16 protein-coding genes are annotated in these 13,808 nt (G+C 65.1%); 7 read left to right on the top strand and 9 right to left on the bottom strand.

The window, feature by feature from the left end; all coding sequences use genetic code 11:
* The first annotated feature begins 186 nt into the window (after positions 1–186).
* Positions 187–348 (top strand): hypothetical protein, encoded by a 162-nt coding sequence (locus ShzoTeo12_RS23335; RefSeq protein ID WP_318912668.1) that lies wholly within the window; start codon positions 187–189, stop codon positions 346–348.
* A gap of 6 nt (positions 349–354) precedes the next feature.
* Here the strand turns inward: ShzoTeo12_RS23335 and ShzoTeo12_RS23330 are convergent, their stop codons facing one another.
* Positions 355–1,047, bottom strand: coding sequence for an AprI/Inh family metalloprotease inhibitor (locus tag ShzoTeo12_RS23330; protein ID WP_318912667.1), 693 nt, complete (start codon positions 1,045–1,047; stop codon positions 355–357).
* Between the two features lie 140 nt (positions 1,048–1,187).
* Between ShzoTeo12_RS23330 and ShzoTeo12_RS23325 the strand changes: the two genes are divergently transcribed.
* A complete protein-coding gene (locus tag ShzoTeo12_RS23325; RefSeq protein ID WP_318912666.1) occupies positions 1,188–1,367 on the top strand; it encodes a hypothetical protein in 180 nt (59 codons plus the stop codon).
* Between the two features lie 56 nt (positions 1,368–1,423).
* On the opposite strand, the gene katG is transcribed toward ShzoTeo12_RS23325, so the two are convergent.
* Positions 1,424–3,598 (bottom strand): catalase/peroxidase HPI, encoded by a 2,175-nt coding sequence (gene katG, locus ShzoTeo12_RS23320; protein WP_318912665.1) that lies wholly within the window; start codon positions 3,596–3,598, stop codon positions 1,424–1,426.
* A gap of 166 nt (positions 3,599–3,764) precedes the next feature.
* Between katG and ShzoTeo12_RS23315 the strand changes: the two genes are divergently transcribed.
* Positions 3,765–4,676 carry a hydrogen peroxide-inducible genes activator gene (locus tag ShzoTeo12_RS23315; RefSeq protein ID WP_318912664.1) on the top strand — a complete coding sequence of 304 codons (912 nt, stop codon included), beginning with the start codon at positions 3,765–3,767 and terminating at the stop codon, positions 4,674–4,676.
* Between the two features lie 66 nt (positions 4,677–4,742).
* Entirely contained in the window at positions 4,743–5,669 is a 927-nt protein-coding gene (locus ShzoTeo12_RS23310; protein ID WP_318912663.1) for an aldose 1-epimerase, read from the top strand.
* 64 nt (positions 5,670–5,733) lie between these two features.
* On the opposite strand, the gene araH is transcribed toward ShzoTeo12_RS23310, so the two are convergent.
* The 3 genes from araH to ShzoTeo12_RS23295 all read right to left on the bottom strand — a co-directional run bounded on the left by araH (position 5,734) and on the right by ShzoTeo12_RS23295 (position 9,259).
* Positions 5,734–6,684 (bottom strand): L-arabinose ABC transporter permease AraH, encoded by a 951-nt coding sequence (gene araH, locus ShzoTeo12_RS23305; RefSeq protein WP_318912662.1) that lies wholly within the window; start codon positions 6,682–6,684, stop codon positions 5,734–5,736.
* The gene (gene araG / locus ShzoTeo12_RS23300; protein WP_318912661.1) at positions 6,681–8,213 is read right to left on the bottom strand and encodes an L-arabinose ABC transporter ATP-binding protein AraG; all 1,533 of its coding nucleotides are present in this window, start codon (positions 8,211–8,213) and stop codon (positions 6,681–6,683) included. The genes araH and araG overlap by 4 nt, the downstream gene beginning before the upstream one ends.
* Positions 8,214–8,275: 62 nt before the next feature.
* Positions 8,276–9,259, bottom strand: coding sequence for an arabinose ABC transporter substrate-binding protein (locus ShzoTeo12_RS23295; protein ID WP_318912660.1), 984 nt, complete (start codon positions 9,257–9,259; stop codon positions 8,276–8,278).
* A gap of 219 nt (positions 9,260–9,478) precedes the next feature.
* Between ShzoTeo12_RS23295 and ShzoTeo12_RS23290 the strand changes: the two genes are divergently transcribed.
* A complete protein-coding gene (locus ShzoTeo12_RS23290) occupies positions 9,479–10,216 on the top strand; it encodes a FadR/GntR family transcriptional regulator (RefSeq protein ID WP_413251204.1) in 738 nt (245 codons plus the stop codon).
* A gap of 11 nt (positions 10,217–10,227) precedes the next feature.
* On the top strand, positions 10,228–11,004 hold the full coding sequence (locus ShzoTeo12_RS23285; protein ID WP_318912659.1) for an SDR family oxidoreductase: 777 nt from the start codon (positions 10,228–10,230) through the stop codon (positions 11,002–11,004).
* Positions 11,005–11,038: 34 nt separating this feature from the next.
* Here the strand turns inward: ShzoTeo12_RS23285 and ShzoTeo12_RS23280 are convergent, their stop codons facing one another.
* From ShzoTeo12_RS23280 to ShzoTeo12_RS23265, 4 genes are read right to left on the bottom strand one after another with little or no spacing between them, the layout of a single operon-like run.
* The gene (locus tag ShzoTeo12_RS23280; protein ID WP_318912658.1) at positions 11,039–11,299 is read right to left on the bottom strand and encodes a hypothetical protein; all 261 of its coding nucleotides are present in this window, start codon (positions 11,297–11,299) and stop codon (positions 11,039–11,041) included.
* Positions 11,300–11,304: 5 nt separating this feature from the next.
* Positions 11,305–11,643, bottom strand: coding sequence for a hypothetical protein (locus tag ShzoTeo12_RS23275; RefSeq protein WP_318912657.1), 339 nt, complete (start codon positions 11,641–11,643; stop codon positions 11,305–11,307).
* Between the two features lie 32 nt (positions 11,644–11,675).
* Positions 11,676–12,170, bottom strand: coding sequence for a hypothetical protein (locus ShzoTeo12_RS23270; protein ID WP_318912656.1), 495 nt, complete (start codon positions 12,168–12,170; stop codon positions 11,676–11,678).
* 33 nt (positions 12,171–12,203) lie between these two features.
* Complete coding sequence (locus ShzoTeo12_RS23265) at positions 12,204–12,782, bottom strand: LysE family translocator (RefSeq protein WP_318914356.1); 579 nt, start codon at positions 12,780–12,782, stop codon at positions 12,204–12,206.
* Positions 12,783–12,925: 143 nt separating this feature from the next.
* Here ShzoTeo12_RS23265 and ShzoTeo12_RS23260 point away from each other — a divergent pair, with 143 nt between their 5' ends.
* Positions 12,926–13,807: a LysR family transcriptional regulator gene (locus tag ShzoTeo12_RS23260; RefSeq protein WP_318912655.1), complete on the top strand. Its 882-nt coding sequence runs from the start codon at positions 12,926–12,928 to the stop codon at positions 13,805–13,807.
* Position 13,808: the final 1 nt, after the last annotated feature.

Here is a 13,808-nt window from a genome sequence, read left to right as displayed (position 1 = left end):
ATGGGCGCACGGGTTTCGATGAAAAACTTTCCGCTGCGGTTTCTTTGTCCTCGGAAAGGCAAGACGTGGCTCCTCGCGATCCGCGCTTGAAGGGGTGGCGGGGATGGAGGATATTTCCAATGTCCCCGCTTGCCGGCCCGGCTCCAAACCCCTAAACCGGCGGCGGGCTTTGCGAGGGAGGGCGCCTTGGACGACAACAATGTTCTGAAGTTCGAACGCCGGAAGCCAAAGCCGGAGAACAAGCCCGCATCGCCCGGCCCGAAGAAGGGGCCGATCTGGCTCGCCGTCGTCGTGGTGATCGTTCTCGTCTGGGCCTATTACCAATTTCTTGCGCCGCAGAGCCTCTGACGGCACCTATTCGCCCTGAATGGCTCCCGGGCCGAAATAGATCGGCCCTGCGTCTTCCTCCACGGTGAAGGTAAAGCCGTCCGCCGGGACCATGGTCAGGATGACCTTGTCCTTCTTCGTCAGAAGGTCGAGCTTGCCGGCGGCGAACCGCCATTTCGCCCATCCCTTGCCCTTCCAGCGATCCGGGCATGCGCCGGCCTGTTCGAGCGTCCCGCCGGTCGACGAGCGGGCGCTGACGGCAAAGCCGCAGGTTTCGGCATCGTTCGCGCCGCTGAGGGTGAAGGTCCCGTCCAGCAGATCTTTCAGCGATTGCGGTTCCTGCGGCGCGCCGCGGTCGAGCGAGACCTGGCGGCCGTCGTCGAGCGTTGCGCCATAGGACCCATCTTCGCTTTTGGACAGCGCGATGACCGTCTTGCGCAGCGGGTCGATGAAGGCGATCCCGTCGTCGCGAAGGGTCCAGGCGGCGACGTCCCCGAACGGGAAGTTGCGCAGGCAGGTCGCGGAGATGTCGACGCCCGCGCCGCCGATCGCCCCTTCGGTCCCGAGCGTCAGGCGGCAATAGGGATCGCCCTCGGAAACGCCTGAAAAGGTCCAGTCGCCGGCGAGCGGCTTTGCCCAGTCGACCGCATCGTCCGCCAGCGCCGGCCCGCAAAGGCCGACGGCGAGCACGACGGGCAGCATTCCCCTGCGAAACTTCATGGAACGACCCATTCGACCGAACCCCGCGTGATCGCTCTTCGCGCATAAAGTGCAGGCGATTTCCGGCATTGGCAAGCGGGACATGGGAACCGGACTTCGGCCGGCACGTTAAGCCCGCGACCTTGAAAGGAGGCAGGCAGATGGAAAGACAGGCTGAAGCAGCGAAGGGCAAGGAAAAGGGCGGCCGGGACGAGACGAAACCCGGTACCATCGTCGCGGGGCCGGAGGCCCATGCACGGGAAAAGGGCGGTCAGGACCCTTCGGCTCCCAAGCCAGGATCGGCGAAGGATACGGCGAAGAGGCCGGCGGGTCGGTCCTAGCAGGATGGTGAACTGCCTTCCCCCGCGGGCGGGGGAAGGCGTTTTCGGATGGGTGGTTATGCCGCCAGATCGAAGCGATCGGCGTTCATGACCTTGGTCCAGGCGGCGACGAAGTCCTTGACGAACTTCTCCTTGCTGTCGTCCTGGGCATAGACTTCCGCATAGGCGCGCAGCACCGAGTTCGAACCGAAGACGAGATCGACGCGGGTTGCCGTGTACTTTGCCACGCCGGTCTTGCGGTCGCGGATTTCGTACAGGTTGGCGCCCGTCGGAATCCACGAGTAGTTCATGTCGGTGAGCGTCGTGAAGAAGTCTGTCGTCAGCGCGCCGACCCGGTTCGTGAAGACGCCGTGGGCGGTGCCGGCATGGTTCGTGCTGATGACGCGCAGGCCGCCGATGAGCGCCGTCATTTCCGGTGCCGTCAGGCCCATGAGCTGGGCGCGGTCGAGCAGCAGCTCTTCCGGGCTCACCACATAGTCCTTCTTCTGCCAGTTGCGGAAACCGTCGGCGAGCGGCTCGAGCGGCGCGAAGCTGTCCGCGTCGGTCTGCTCGGCGGTGGCATCGCCCCGGCCCGGCGCGAAGGGCACGGTGACGTCGAAGCCGGCGGCCTTCGCGGCCTGCTCGACACCCCAGTTGCCGGCCAGCACGATGACGTCGGCAAGGCTTGCGCCCGAGGCCGCCGCGATCGGCTCGAGGATGGACAGAACGCGGGCGAGGCGCGCCGGTTCGTTGCCTTCCCAGTCCTTCTGCGGGGCGAGGCGGATGCGGGCGCCGTTCGCGCCGCCGCGGTAGTCGGAGCCGCGATAGGTGCGGGCGCTGTCCCAGGCCGTGGCGACGAGGTCGGCCGGCGAAAGGCCGGACGCGGCGATCTTCGCCTTGACGGCCGAGACGTCATAGCCGGTGCTGCCGGCCGGGATCGGATCCTGCCAGACGAGGTCCTCTGCCGGAACGTCCGGGCCGACATAGCGGGACTTCGGACCCATATCGCGGTGAGTCAGCTTGAACCAGGCGCGGGCGAAGGCATCCGAGAAGGCGGCGAAGTCGTTCATGAAGCGCAGCGAGATCTCGCGGTAGATCGGGTCCACCTTCAGCGCCATGTCGGCATCGGTCATCATCGGGATGGTGCGGATCGAGGGATCCTCGACGTCGACCGGCTTGTCCTGCTCGGCGATGGTGATCGGCGCCCACTGCGATGCGCCGGCGGGGCTGTGCGTCAGCGTCCACTCATGCTTGAAGAGCATTTCGAAGAAGCCGTTGTCCCACTTCGTCGGCTCGGAGGTCCAGGCGCCTTCGATGCCCGAGACGACCGTGTCGCGGCCGATGCCGCGGCCGTGGGTGTTCATCCAGCCGAGGCCCTGGAATTCGGGGCCGGCGGCTTCCGGATCGGGGCTGAGGTTGCTCGCCTTGCCGTTGCCGTGCGACTTGCCGATGGTGTGGCCGCCGGCCGTCAGCGCGACGGTTTCCTCGTCGTCCATGCCCATGCGGGCGAAGGTTTCGCGCATCTGCGCGGCCGTCGCCATCGGGTCGGACTTGCCGTTGACGCCTTCCGGGTTGACGTAGATGAGGCCCATCTGCACGGCGGCAAGCGGGTTTTCCAGCGTCGCGGGATTGGCGACGTTGCCGTAGCGGCCGTCGCTCGGGGCGAGCCATTCTTTCTCGTTGCCCCAGTAGACGTCCTTTTCCGGCGCCCAGATGTCCTCGCGGCCGAACGCGAAGCCGAAGGTCTTCAGGCCCGCGACGTCATAGGCGATGGTGCCGGCGAGCGCGATGAGGTCGGCCCAGGAGATCTTGTTGCCGTATTTCTTCTTGATTGGCCAGAGCAGGCGGCGGCCCTTGTCGGTGTTGACGTTGTCCGGCCAGGAGTTGAGCGGGGCGAAGCGCTGGTTGCCCGTGCCCGCGCCGCCGCGGCCGTCCGCCGCGCGATAGGAGCCGGCGGCATGCCAGGAGACACGCGCCATCATGCCGACATAGCTGCCCCAGTCGGCCGGCCACCAGTCCTGGCTGTCGGTCATCAGGGCGCGCAGGTCCGCCTTCAGCGCTTCCACGTCCAGCTTCTTGAGTTCTTCGCGATAGTTGAAGTTCTTGCCCAGCGGATTGGTCTTGGTGTCGTGCTGGTGCAGGATGTCGAGGTTCAGCGCATTGGGCCACCATTCCATGACGGAGTTGCCGAGAGCGGTGGCGCCGCCGTGCATGACCGGACACTTGCCGGTCGTCGTCGTCTTCGTATCCATTTGGTCCTCCAACGGATTTTCTTCGAGCTATGAACACTGGAAGGGCTTTTGCGGGCACGCCTCTTGGGTCGGCGGCGCCGAAAACGTCTTCCGAGTGGCCCAGAACTAGCAAACCTCTTCCATAAATTCCAATTGTAAAACCTAAAGGCTGCGATATGCTCAGGTTATGATTGGCCTCTCCATGAAACACCTGCGCTATTTCGATGCGCTCGCCCGGCTCGGCCATTTCGGCCGGGCCGCGGAAAGCTGCGCCATTTCCCAGCCCGCGCTGTCCGTGCAGATCCGCGAGCTGGAGGATCTGGTCGGCGCGCCGCTGGTGGAAAGGGGCGGGCGCCGCATCCGCCTGACGGGGCTCGGCGAAGAATTCGCCGGCCGGACGCGGGCGATCCTGCGCGCTGTCGACGAACTCGGGGATCTCGGCCGCGCCTCGCACGGGCCGTTCTCCGGCCGTCTTCGGCTCGGCGTTATCCCCACCATTGCGCCCTATCTCCTGCCGGGGGTCATCAAGGCGCTGACGCGGCAATATCCCGAGCTCGATCCGCGGCCGCGCGAGGCGATCACGCACCGGCTGATCGAGGACCTGGCCGAAGCCAAGCTCGACGCCGCCATCGTGGCCCTGCCGGTATCCGAGCCGGCGCTCGAGGAGGTATCACTCTTCGAGGAGGAATTTGTGCTGGTGCGGCCGCCGGAGGACGCGGGCAAGCCCGTGCCGAGTTCCGACAGGCTGCACGAGATGCGGCTGCTCCTGCTAGAAGAGGGGCACTGCTTCCGCGAGCAGGCGCTCTCGCTCTGCAACATCACGCCGTCCTCGACGCGGGAACTGATGGAGGGAAGCTCGCTCTCGACCCTCGTCCAGATGGTCGGAGCGGGCATCGGGGTGACGCTCATCCCGCAGATGGCCGTCGAGACGGAGACGCGCTCCGCCTCGGTCTGCATCTCGCGCCTTGCCGAGCCGCGCCCGACGCGAAGGATCGGCATGGTCTGGCGCAAAACCAACCCGCTTTCCGCCCAGTTCACCCGCATCGCCGAAATCGTCCGGCAAACCGGGCTGGAGAAACAGACCCGCGCCCAGTTATGAAGGGCAGGTGCGAAGCGCGATGCCAAGTCGGCCCCCTGTTCATTCAACGACGAATGGTCACATAAAATGACGCAGCACTCAGAGAGGACCGTCACCGGCGCGTCGGATGCGGCGGTCTCGCTTTCCAACGGCAGGGCGCGCATCACCATGCGCCCCGATCTCGGCGCCGGGCTGACGGCGTTCGACGTGCGGCATGATGACGGTTGGCAGCCGATCTTCCGGACGGTCGATCCCGGGACGATGCATCCCTTCGCCCTGTCCAATATCCTGCTCGTGCCCTTTTCCGGGCGCGTTTCCGGTGGCGGTTTCTCGTTCGACGGTGTCTTCCATGCATTGCCTCGCAACATGGAGAGCGAGGCCTATCCGCTCCACGGCAGCGGCTTTTCAGCTGCGTGGCATGTCGCGTCGGAAGGGGCGGATTTCATTTGCGTTGCGCTCTCGGCGGAAGGGCCCGGGCCATTCCGTTTCGATGCGACGGTGACCTACCGTCTCATTGATGCCGGGCTCCTCATGACGCTCGACGTCACCAACCGCGCCGCCATCCGGCTGCCTTATGGCCTTGGTTTCCATCCCTGGTTCGTGCGCGATGCGGATACGACGCTCGCCGCCCCCGCCACGGATGTCTGGCTGGAGCAGGCCGATCATCTTCCGAAGGGCCGCGAGCCCGTCGCCATGCATCCGGATATGGATTTCAACCACCCCCGGCTTCTTCCGGCCCGTTGGGTCAACAACTGGTTCGACGGTTGGGACGGCAAGGCGCGGATCGCCTGGCCGGGAAGAGGCCTCGCGGCGGATATCGAGGCGAGCGGGGCGCTGAACCGCTATGTCGTCTTCTCGCCCGCCGCGGATGCGGACTTCGTCTGTTTCGAGCCGGTGACGCATCCCGTCGACGCCTTCAACCTGCCCGGCGAGCTGCGGGACCATGGGCTCAAGGTGCTGGAACCGGGCGAATGCCTTGGCGTCTCCATGCGCATCACGATCCATCCCGCATGATGAAAGCACGAAGGCCGCGGTCCGGTTGTCGGAGACGCGGCCTTTGCGAGATGGGTGAGGCCTGTCAGGTCCGCCGGCCAGCGGCGGCCGAGCGGAGGTTGTCGAGCAGCACGGCGAGCAGCAGGATGAGGCCGCGCACGACATATTGGTAGAATGCCTGGATGTTGAGGAGATTCATGACGTTCTCCGCAATGCCCATGATGAGTACGCCGACGATGACGCCCGTCATGGCCGCCCGGCCGCCGGCAAGCGAGACGCCGCCGAGCACGCAGGCCGAGATGACCGAGAGCTCGAGGCCCGTGGCGGCATTCGGCTGGCCCGAGGTGATGCGCGAGGCAAGCAGCACGCCGGCGACGGCGCAGACGAAGCCCTGCAGCGCGAAGATCCAGATGCGCATGTTGGAGACATTGACGCCGGCAAGCCGCGAGGCTTCGGGATTGCCGCCGATCGCCAGCGTGTTCTTGCCGAAAACCGTGCGGTTCAGCACGAAGCCGAAGACGACGAAGAAGACGGCCATGACCCAGATCGGCGTCGGGATGCCCAGGAATTTCGACAGGGCAAGCTGGTAGAAGCCGGGATCGTTGATGCCGACGGCGCGGCCGTCCGAGGCGATCAGCGCGAAGCCGCGCACGATCTGCATGGTGGCGAGCGTCGTGATGAGCGCGTTGATGCGGAAGCGGGCGATGACCACGCCATTGATGAGGCCGACCGCCCCGCCGCACAGAAGCGCGGCGATGAGGCCGACGACGATCGAGCCCGAGGCGTTTGAGGCCATGACGGCGATCATGCCGGAAAAGGCGACGGTGGAGCCGACCGACAGATCGAAATCGCGCGAGGCGAGACAGAACATCATCGTACAGGCGACGATGCCGATGGTGACCACCGATTGCAGCAGGCCCAGCATGTTGCGCTCGGTCAGGAAGTTCGGAACCGTGAGCGCCACGATGGCGAAGGCGATAGCGAAGATGACGACGAGGCCCTGCTCGCCGAGGAGGAGTTTTTTCAAGGACGTCATCGCGACTGGACCTGCTGTGTTGGAAGTTCGCTGGCATTGGCCACATCGGGAAGAGCGGCGGCAAGGATACGGCGCTCGTCGAAATCGGCACGCTCGAAATCGGCAGCCACCCGGCCCTGGCACATGACCATGATGCGGTCGGTTATGCCCATCACCTCGGGCAGTTCGCTCGATATGACGACGATCGCCATGCCCTGGCCGGCAAGCTCGTAGAGGATTTCGTAGATTTCCGACTTGGCGCCGACATCGATGCCGCGCGTCGGTTCGTCGATGATGAGGACCTTCACGCCCTGTTCGGAAAGCCAGCGGCCGAGGATGACCTTCTGCTGGTTGCCGCCCGACAGATTGACGATGTCCTGCTTGCGCGAGGGCGTGCGCACGCGCAGCTTGGCGATGAAGCGCTCGGCCAGTTCCGCTTCCTTCTTCGGCTGGAGAATGCCGAAGGGGGAAAAATGGCGGCGCGAGGAGATCGCCATGTTCTCCTCGATATTGCGGCCCTGCACGATGCCGTCGAACTTGCGGTCTTCCGGGCAGAGCACGATGCCGGCGCGGATGGCGTGCGGCGGACTGTCGGGCACGACTGCCCGGCCATCGACGCTGACGGTGCCCTGCAGGCGGCTGTCCGCGCCATAGACGAGGCGCGCCATCTCGCTGCGGCCCGCGCCGATAAGGCCGAAGAAGCCGAGGATTTCGCCCTGGCGCACGGAGAAACCGATCGGGTTGCGCAGCTTGCGACCTGAAAGATCCTTGACCTCCAGCCGCATGGCACCCCGCTCGCGCGGGCGAAAACCCCAGATGTTGGAAATCTCGCGGCCGACCATTTCGGCGATGATCTGCTCGCGCGTGATCTCGGCAATCGCGGGATGATGGGCGGCAAGCTTGCCGTCGCGCAGCACCGTGAGGCTGTCGCACAGGCGGAAAATCTCGTCGAGGCGGTGCGAGACGTAGAGGATGACCTTGCCCTGCGCGCGCAGGCGGTCGATCAGCGCAAAGAGGATTTCGCTTTCGCGCGAGGAGAGCGAGGAGGTGGGCTCGTCCAGCGCGATGACGCGCGCATCGGCCATCACCGCCTTGGCGATCTCCACCATCTGGCGCTCGCCGATCGAGAGCGAGGCGACCTTGGCGGCGGGATCGATGTCGATGCCGATCTCCGCAAGCTTCTCCTTCACCACGCCGACGAGGCGCGTGCGGTCGATGACGCCGGCCCTGCCGGGAAAGCGGCCGAGCCAGAGGTTTTCGGCGACCGTCAGCTCGGGCACGAGCTGGAGTTCCTGATGGATGACGATGACGCCGGCCTCGAAGGCATCCCGCACGGAGCGGTAATGCTGCGCCTTGCCGTCGATGAGGATATCGCCGGCATCGGCGGACTGATCGCCGGAGAGCACGCGGATGAGGGTGGATTTGCCTGCGCCGTTTTCGCCCATCAGGCCATGTACGGCGCCCTTCTTCACGCAGAAGGAAACGTCGGCGAGCGCCTGCACGCCGGGATATCCCTTGGATATCGCCCTGAATTCGAGAAAGTCAGTCATGTCAGCACCCCGAAAGAGGCCCGGCGGCTGTGCCGCCGGGCTGGGTCATCCTCAGAGGATGATTATTCGATGCCGAGGTCCTTGCGAACCGTTTCGTAATTGTCGCGCAGCGCGATCTGGCCGGCGGTCAGGATCAGCTTTTCCGGTTCCTTGCCGTTGGCGACCCAGTCGTACATGTTGAGCGCGGTCTCGTAGCCGTGGCGCTTCGGCGAGATGATCACGGTGCCGAAGAAGCCGGTGGCCGCGGGCTTCTTGAACTCGTTGATCGCCGAATCCGCCCCGCCGATGCCGACGCCGATCATGCTGTCGGCGGCAATGCCGACGCTTTCGGTGGCGCGCACCGCGCCGAGGACGGCTTCGTCATTGAGGCCGACGGCGACCCAGTGCTTGATGCCGGCATTCTTGTTGAGAACGACGGTCGCGGCGTTGAGGGCGGCTTCCGTATCGGTCTTGGCCTGGGGCGCGTCGAAGATGTTGGCTTCCGGGAAGCCGGCGACCTTCAGCACGGAGAGCGCGCCTTCGACGCGGTCGACGGCCGTCGGGAGCTGGTCGTAGGAGACGCGGATCGCGCCGACGTCCTTCATGTCCCAGCCGCGCTTCTTGATCTCGTCGACGATCGTCTGGCCGACGGCCTCGCCGATCTTGGTGGCGGAAATGCCCATATGCGGCACGTCCTCGATCGGGCTGCCATCGGCGTTCACGAGGCGGTCGTCGACTGTCATCAGCTTGAGATCGTTGGCAGCGGCCTTGGCGACGATGCCGGGGCCGAGCTTGACGTCCGGCGTGCAGATGATGAAGCCCTGGGCGCCCTGCGCGCCGAGATTGTCGATGGCCGACTGAACCTTCTCGCCGTCTTCCGCGCCGATCTTGACGAGCGTGAAGCCCTTCTCCCTGGCGGCGACATCTGCGAACTTCCACTCATCCTGGAACCACGGCTCTTCCGGCTGCTTCACGATGAAGCCGATCTTGACGTCGGCGGCGAAGGCGGAGGTTGCGGCGAATACGGCGACGGTGCCAGCCAGGATGGCTGCCTTGATAAAGCCCATTGTCTCTCTCCCAAAACAACTGCGTCTGCAGTGCTCTTGGTGTAGGGATTTTCATCATATCCGTCAATTGTCTTTGTATGATGAATTGAATATCGATGTATGATAGTGATGTCGGATCGACGCGAAACCGGCCGTCGCCAGCGCGGCTGAAACCGGTTATGCATCGCAGGCTGAGTGGGGTGGAGAATGGTCGTGCAGCAACAGAGTGAGCGCCCGGATATGTCCGAAGGCGAGGGGAGCGTGCGCCGGCCCCGGGTGCAAAAGAACGTGACGCGGACGATCGCGACCGATATCTGCGCCGATGTCTTCCCGGTCGGCGCCTTCCTGCCGACGGAGAACGAGCTGTGCCTGCGCTACGGCGTCAGCCGCACGGTCATCCGGGAATCGCTGAAGATCCTGGAATCCAAGGGGCTTGTGCGCGGGCGCTCGCGCGTCGGCACGGTCGTCTGCCCGAAGGAGGAGTGGAACATCCTCGACCAGCAGGTGCTGGAATGGATCGGTCCGCGCATCTTCGAACTCGATCTCCTCAACTGCGTGCTGGACGCTCGCCGCGCCATCGAGCCCTTCGCCGCAGAATTCGCCGCCGAGCGGGCGACGCTGCAGGAGGTCGCCGAGATCGAGCGCGCCTGGGAGGAGATGCGCGATGCGGAGGGAGACCTCGAAGCCTTCACCAAGGCCGACGTCGCCTTTCATGCGGGGCTCCTGAAGGCGAGCCACAACCAGGTCTTCATGCAGCTCGCCAGCATCATCCGGGCGGCGCTGGAATTTTCTCTGCACACCTCCAACGAGGCGGCGGATGCGCGCGGCGAGGCAGTGGAGATCCACAGGCAGCTCGTCGAGGCGCTGCGCCTTCGCGACAGGCAAGCCGCCCGCGAATGCTCGCGCCGCATGCTCGACATCGCCGCGCGCGACATCGCGATCGCCGTCCGCAATCATCCGTCGTCGAACGGCCGCTGAGGAGAACCGACATGGCAGGACGCCTCGAAGGCAAGCGGATCGTCATCACCGGCGCGGCGCAGGGCATCGGCCTTGCCATGGCCGAGGCCTTTCTTGCGGAAGGGGCGAGCCTCTTCCTGATCGATCGCTACGGCGGCCTGCTTTCCTCTGAGGCGGAGCGCCTGCGCGCGGCCGGCGGGCGGATCGGCCATGCGGCCGTCGATATCACCGATGCGGCGGCCATCGAGAGTGCCGTGGCGGCCGCGGCGCTGGAGATCGGCCGGCCGAACGCGCTCGTCAACAATGCCGGCGTCAATGTCTTCTCCGAGCCGCTGAAGCTTTCCGATGCCGACTGGCAGCGCTGCCTCGATATCAATCTCAAGGGCGCCTGGAATTGCAGCCGCGCGGTGCTGCCGGGCCTGCTCGAGGAAGGCGGCGGCGTCATCCTCAACATCGCCTCCACCCATGCCTTCACCATCGTTCCCCACAGCTTTCCCTATCCGGTTGCCAAGCATGCCCTGCTCGGCATGACCAAGGCCCTCGGCCTCGAATATGCCGGGCAGGGCGTGCGGGTGAACGCGCTGGCGCCGGGCTATGTGCGCACGCAAAAGGTCGTGGACTACTGGAACAGCTTCCCCGATCCCCTGGCCGCCGAGGCGGAGACACTGAAGCTCCATCCCGGCGGGCGCATCGCGACGCCGGAGGAAATCGCCAAGGCGGCGCTCTTCATGATCTCGGACGAATGCCCGTTCATGAATGCCACCTGCCTGACGGTCGATGGCGGGATGACGGTGCTGCACCATCCCTGAGCGGTGCGCGCGGAAACGGGCCCTTCGTCCGGGATTACGCCCGGCTCCTGCGGATCGCCCTGACCAGCCGAAACACGGCGAAGGCAGCGCAAAGGACATACAGGCCTCCGCCGATGAACATGATGCCGTAAATGCCGGCAAAGAGTTCACGATCCTCCCGGTAGACATCCGTTGCGGGCGGGGCGGGTGGATAGACGAAGGCGGCGATCACCTCGCCGATCCCGTATCCGGCAAAGAGGCAGACCGGCACGAGGAGGATAAGGCTGGCGACGAAGATAGCGATCGGTTTCAGCATCGTGTCTACCTCCCAAAATCGTTGAGCGTATCGAGGGTGAATCGCTCGGAATCTGCCCCGCACCGATGCCAGCGCATCTCGGCATTCGCCTCGCTGCGGCGCCCGTAGCACCAGTTCCTCTCGTTGAGCGCGACGCCGTAGATCGTCATCGCCTTGCAGGCGACGGCGACGCGGACGTCTCCGCTGGGATTGTGCAGGCAGATGTCTCCCGCATCGTCGTAGAATTTCTTGAGCTGGTCGTCGCTTTCGGTGGCCCGCGGAAACAGCTTTTCCGCGGCGGTGGCTGGAACTGCGGTGTACAGTCCGGCAACGAAGAGGGGCATTGCAAGCAGCAGCCGGTTCATGTCTTCCTCCTTGGCGTCGTAAGTGGGGACCGTTACCGGGCGGGCCGGAAGCATGTGGCCAGTCTGGCGACCACGGCCTCGTAGGTCTTCGCCTCGTCCAACGGATATGTCAGGCGGAAGACGTGAAGGCTGTCGATGTCATTTTGCCCATTCGGTCTCAGCAGGGCCTTGGCATAGAAGACCCTGCCGTTCTCGCGGCCGGAGATGACGGCCCAGTTTTCTTTTGCTCGGTGATAGCTGACGACGGCATCCGGGCTGTCGAGGTCCGAGACGATGGCGTCGGCGGTCTGCTCCATCACGTTGTAGCCACCCCAGACCCGCAATTCGGCGCCCGATTTCGCGGAGAACACGCGGCCATCGCCGTTATCGGCCTCCGGCTGGGCAGCAAGGAGATCGGCCGGATAGCAGATGCTGTAGCCGAAGCGGACATTGGTATAGGTCTTCCATTGGTGATCCGCCGCCATGGCGGACATGCTCGTCGGCAGGACGGCGAGGGCCGCGGCGAAGGCGTGTGTCGAGATGTTCATCCGTTTCCTCCCATGTTCATGGCCGGGCTTGCCTCACAGGATACGCAACATGATGGCAAGGCTGAGCCCGACGAGGATGCAGCCACTGATCCGCGAGACCCAAAGGCCGGAGCCGGGCGTGGAAACGAGCGGTGCGGCGAGGGACGCGATACCCACCGAGGCGAGGTCGCCCAGCGAGAAAGCGCCGTTGACGATGACCCCCAGCAGCAGGAACTGGAGCCAGTCCGGCGTCGCCGCAGCGGGATCGACGAACTGCGGCAGGAAGGTCAGGAAGAAGAGCGCGGTCTTCGGATTGAGGACCTCGACCACGATACTGTCGTGCAGGACCTTCCTTTGCCTCGGACGCGTTTCGGTTTCCGCCCGCGCTCCGGGCGGAACGATCATCCGGCCGCCCAGCCAGAGCATATAGAGGGCGCCGGCCGTCCTGACGGCTGTATAGAGCGCGGGCGCATGATGGAGGAGGGCGGCAAGGCCGACGGAGGCCCCGGCTATGTGGACATAGCAGCCGAGATGGATGCCGAGGGCGGCCATCAGCCCGGCCCGGCGGCCGTGGGCAAGGGTCTGCGCCGACATGTAGAGAATGGCCGGCCCGGGCATGCAGGCGAAGGCCATGGTAGCGAAGGCGAAGGGTATCCAGCTTTCCAGTGACACGGCGGTTGACCTCCCGTTTTGCCGGCGGGGCAAGTCAATCAGCCTTTATTGATCATGAGAAACGATTTATCATCATGTCATTGATAACGGAGCGAGGTGGATCGATGTTCGACATCGTGCTGCTGCGGACATTCGAAACGGTCGCCTGCCTGTCGAGCTTCACGAAGGCGGGGCAGCAGTTGAACCTGACGCAATCCGCCGTCAGCGCCCATATCCGGCGGCTGGAGGAACAGGCGGGCACCGCCCTTTTCGAGCGTAGCACCCGCACGGTCGCCCTGACGCCGCAGGGACAGGCGCTGCTCGGCCATGCGCGGGCGATCCTGCGCCTGAGCGAGGAAGCCCGGACCCTGATGCGGGGAAGCAGCAACGCGCTTCACCTGCGCATCGGCGCATCCGATGATCTGACGAGCACATGGCTGCCCGCGGTGCTGCGGAAATTCCAGGATTCCCGCACGGCAAGGACGCTGGAAGTCCATATTTCCAACACGGCGGTGCTGCTCGACAGCATGGACAAGGGCGAACTCGACCTGATCGTCGGCTGCCGCTGCCGGGGCGAGCAGCCCGGTATGCATCTGTGGAACGAGCCGCTCCGATGGGTGCTCGGAAGGACCCCGCTCGATGCCGAGACGCCCATTCCCATTGCCGTGTTTCCCGAACCGTGCCCCTACAGGGACGCCGCCCTTGCCGCGCTCGCAGCGCAGAACTGCACGTGGAGGATCACCAGCGTCAGCCCCAGCCTCGGTAGCCTGACGGCTATGGCCGCTGCAGGGCTTGCGGTCACCCCGCTGAATGCCAGTTCGATCCCGGCCAACCTGCAATCGTCGCCGGGCAATGCGCAATTGCCGCCTTTGCCCGATGTCGAATTCGTGGCCCATGTGCGGCCCGGCCTGCCGGAAGAAACCATGCTCCTGACGCGTGCCGTCATCGAATGGATCACCGCCAACAGGCCGCAGGTCGCCGCGCCGCGTCACCTCCGGAAAACCTGAA

This window comes from Shinella zoogloeoides, assembly GCF_033705735.1.
Lineage (GTDB): Bacteria > Pseudomonadota > Alphaproteobacteria > Rhizobiales > Rhizobiaceae > Shinella > Shinella zoogloeoides_A.
The sequence above is the reverse complement of the archived record's forward strand: the minus strand, read 5'-3'. Positions and strand labels throughout refer to the sequence as shown.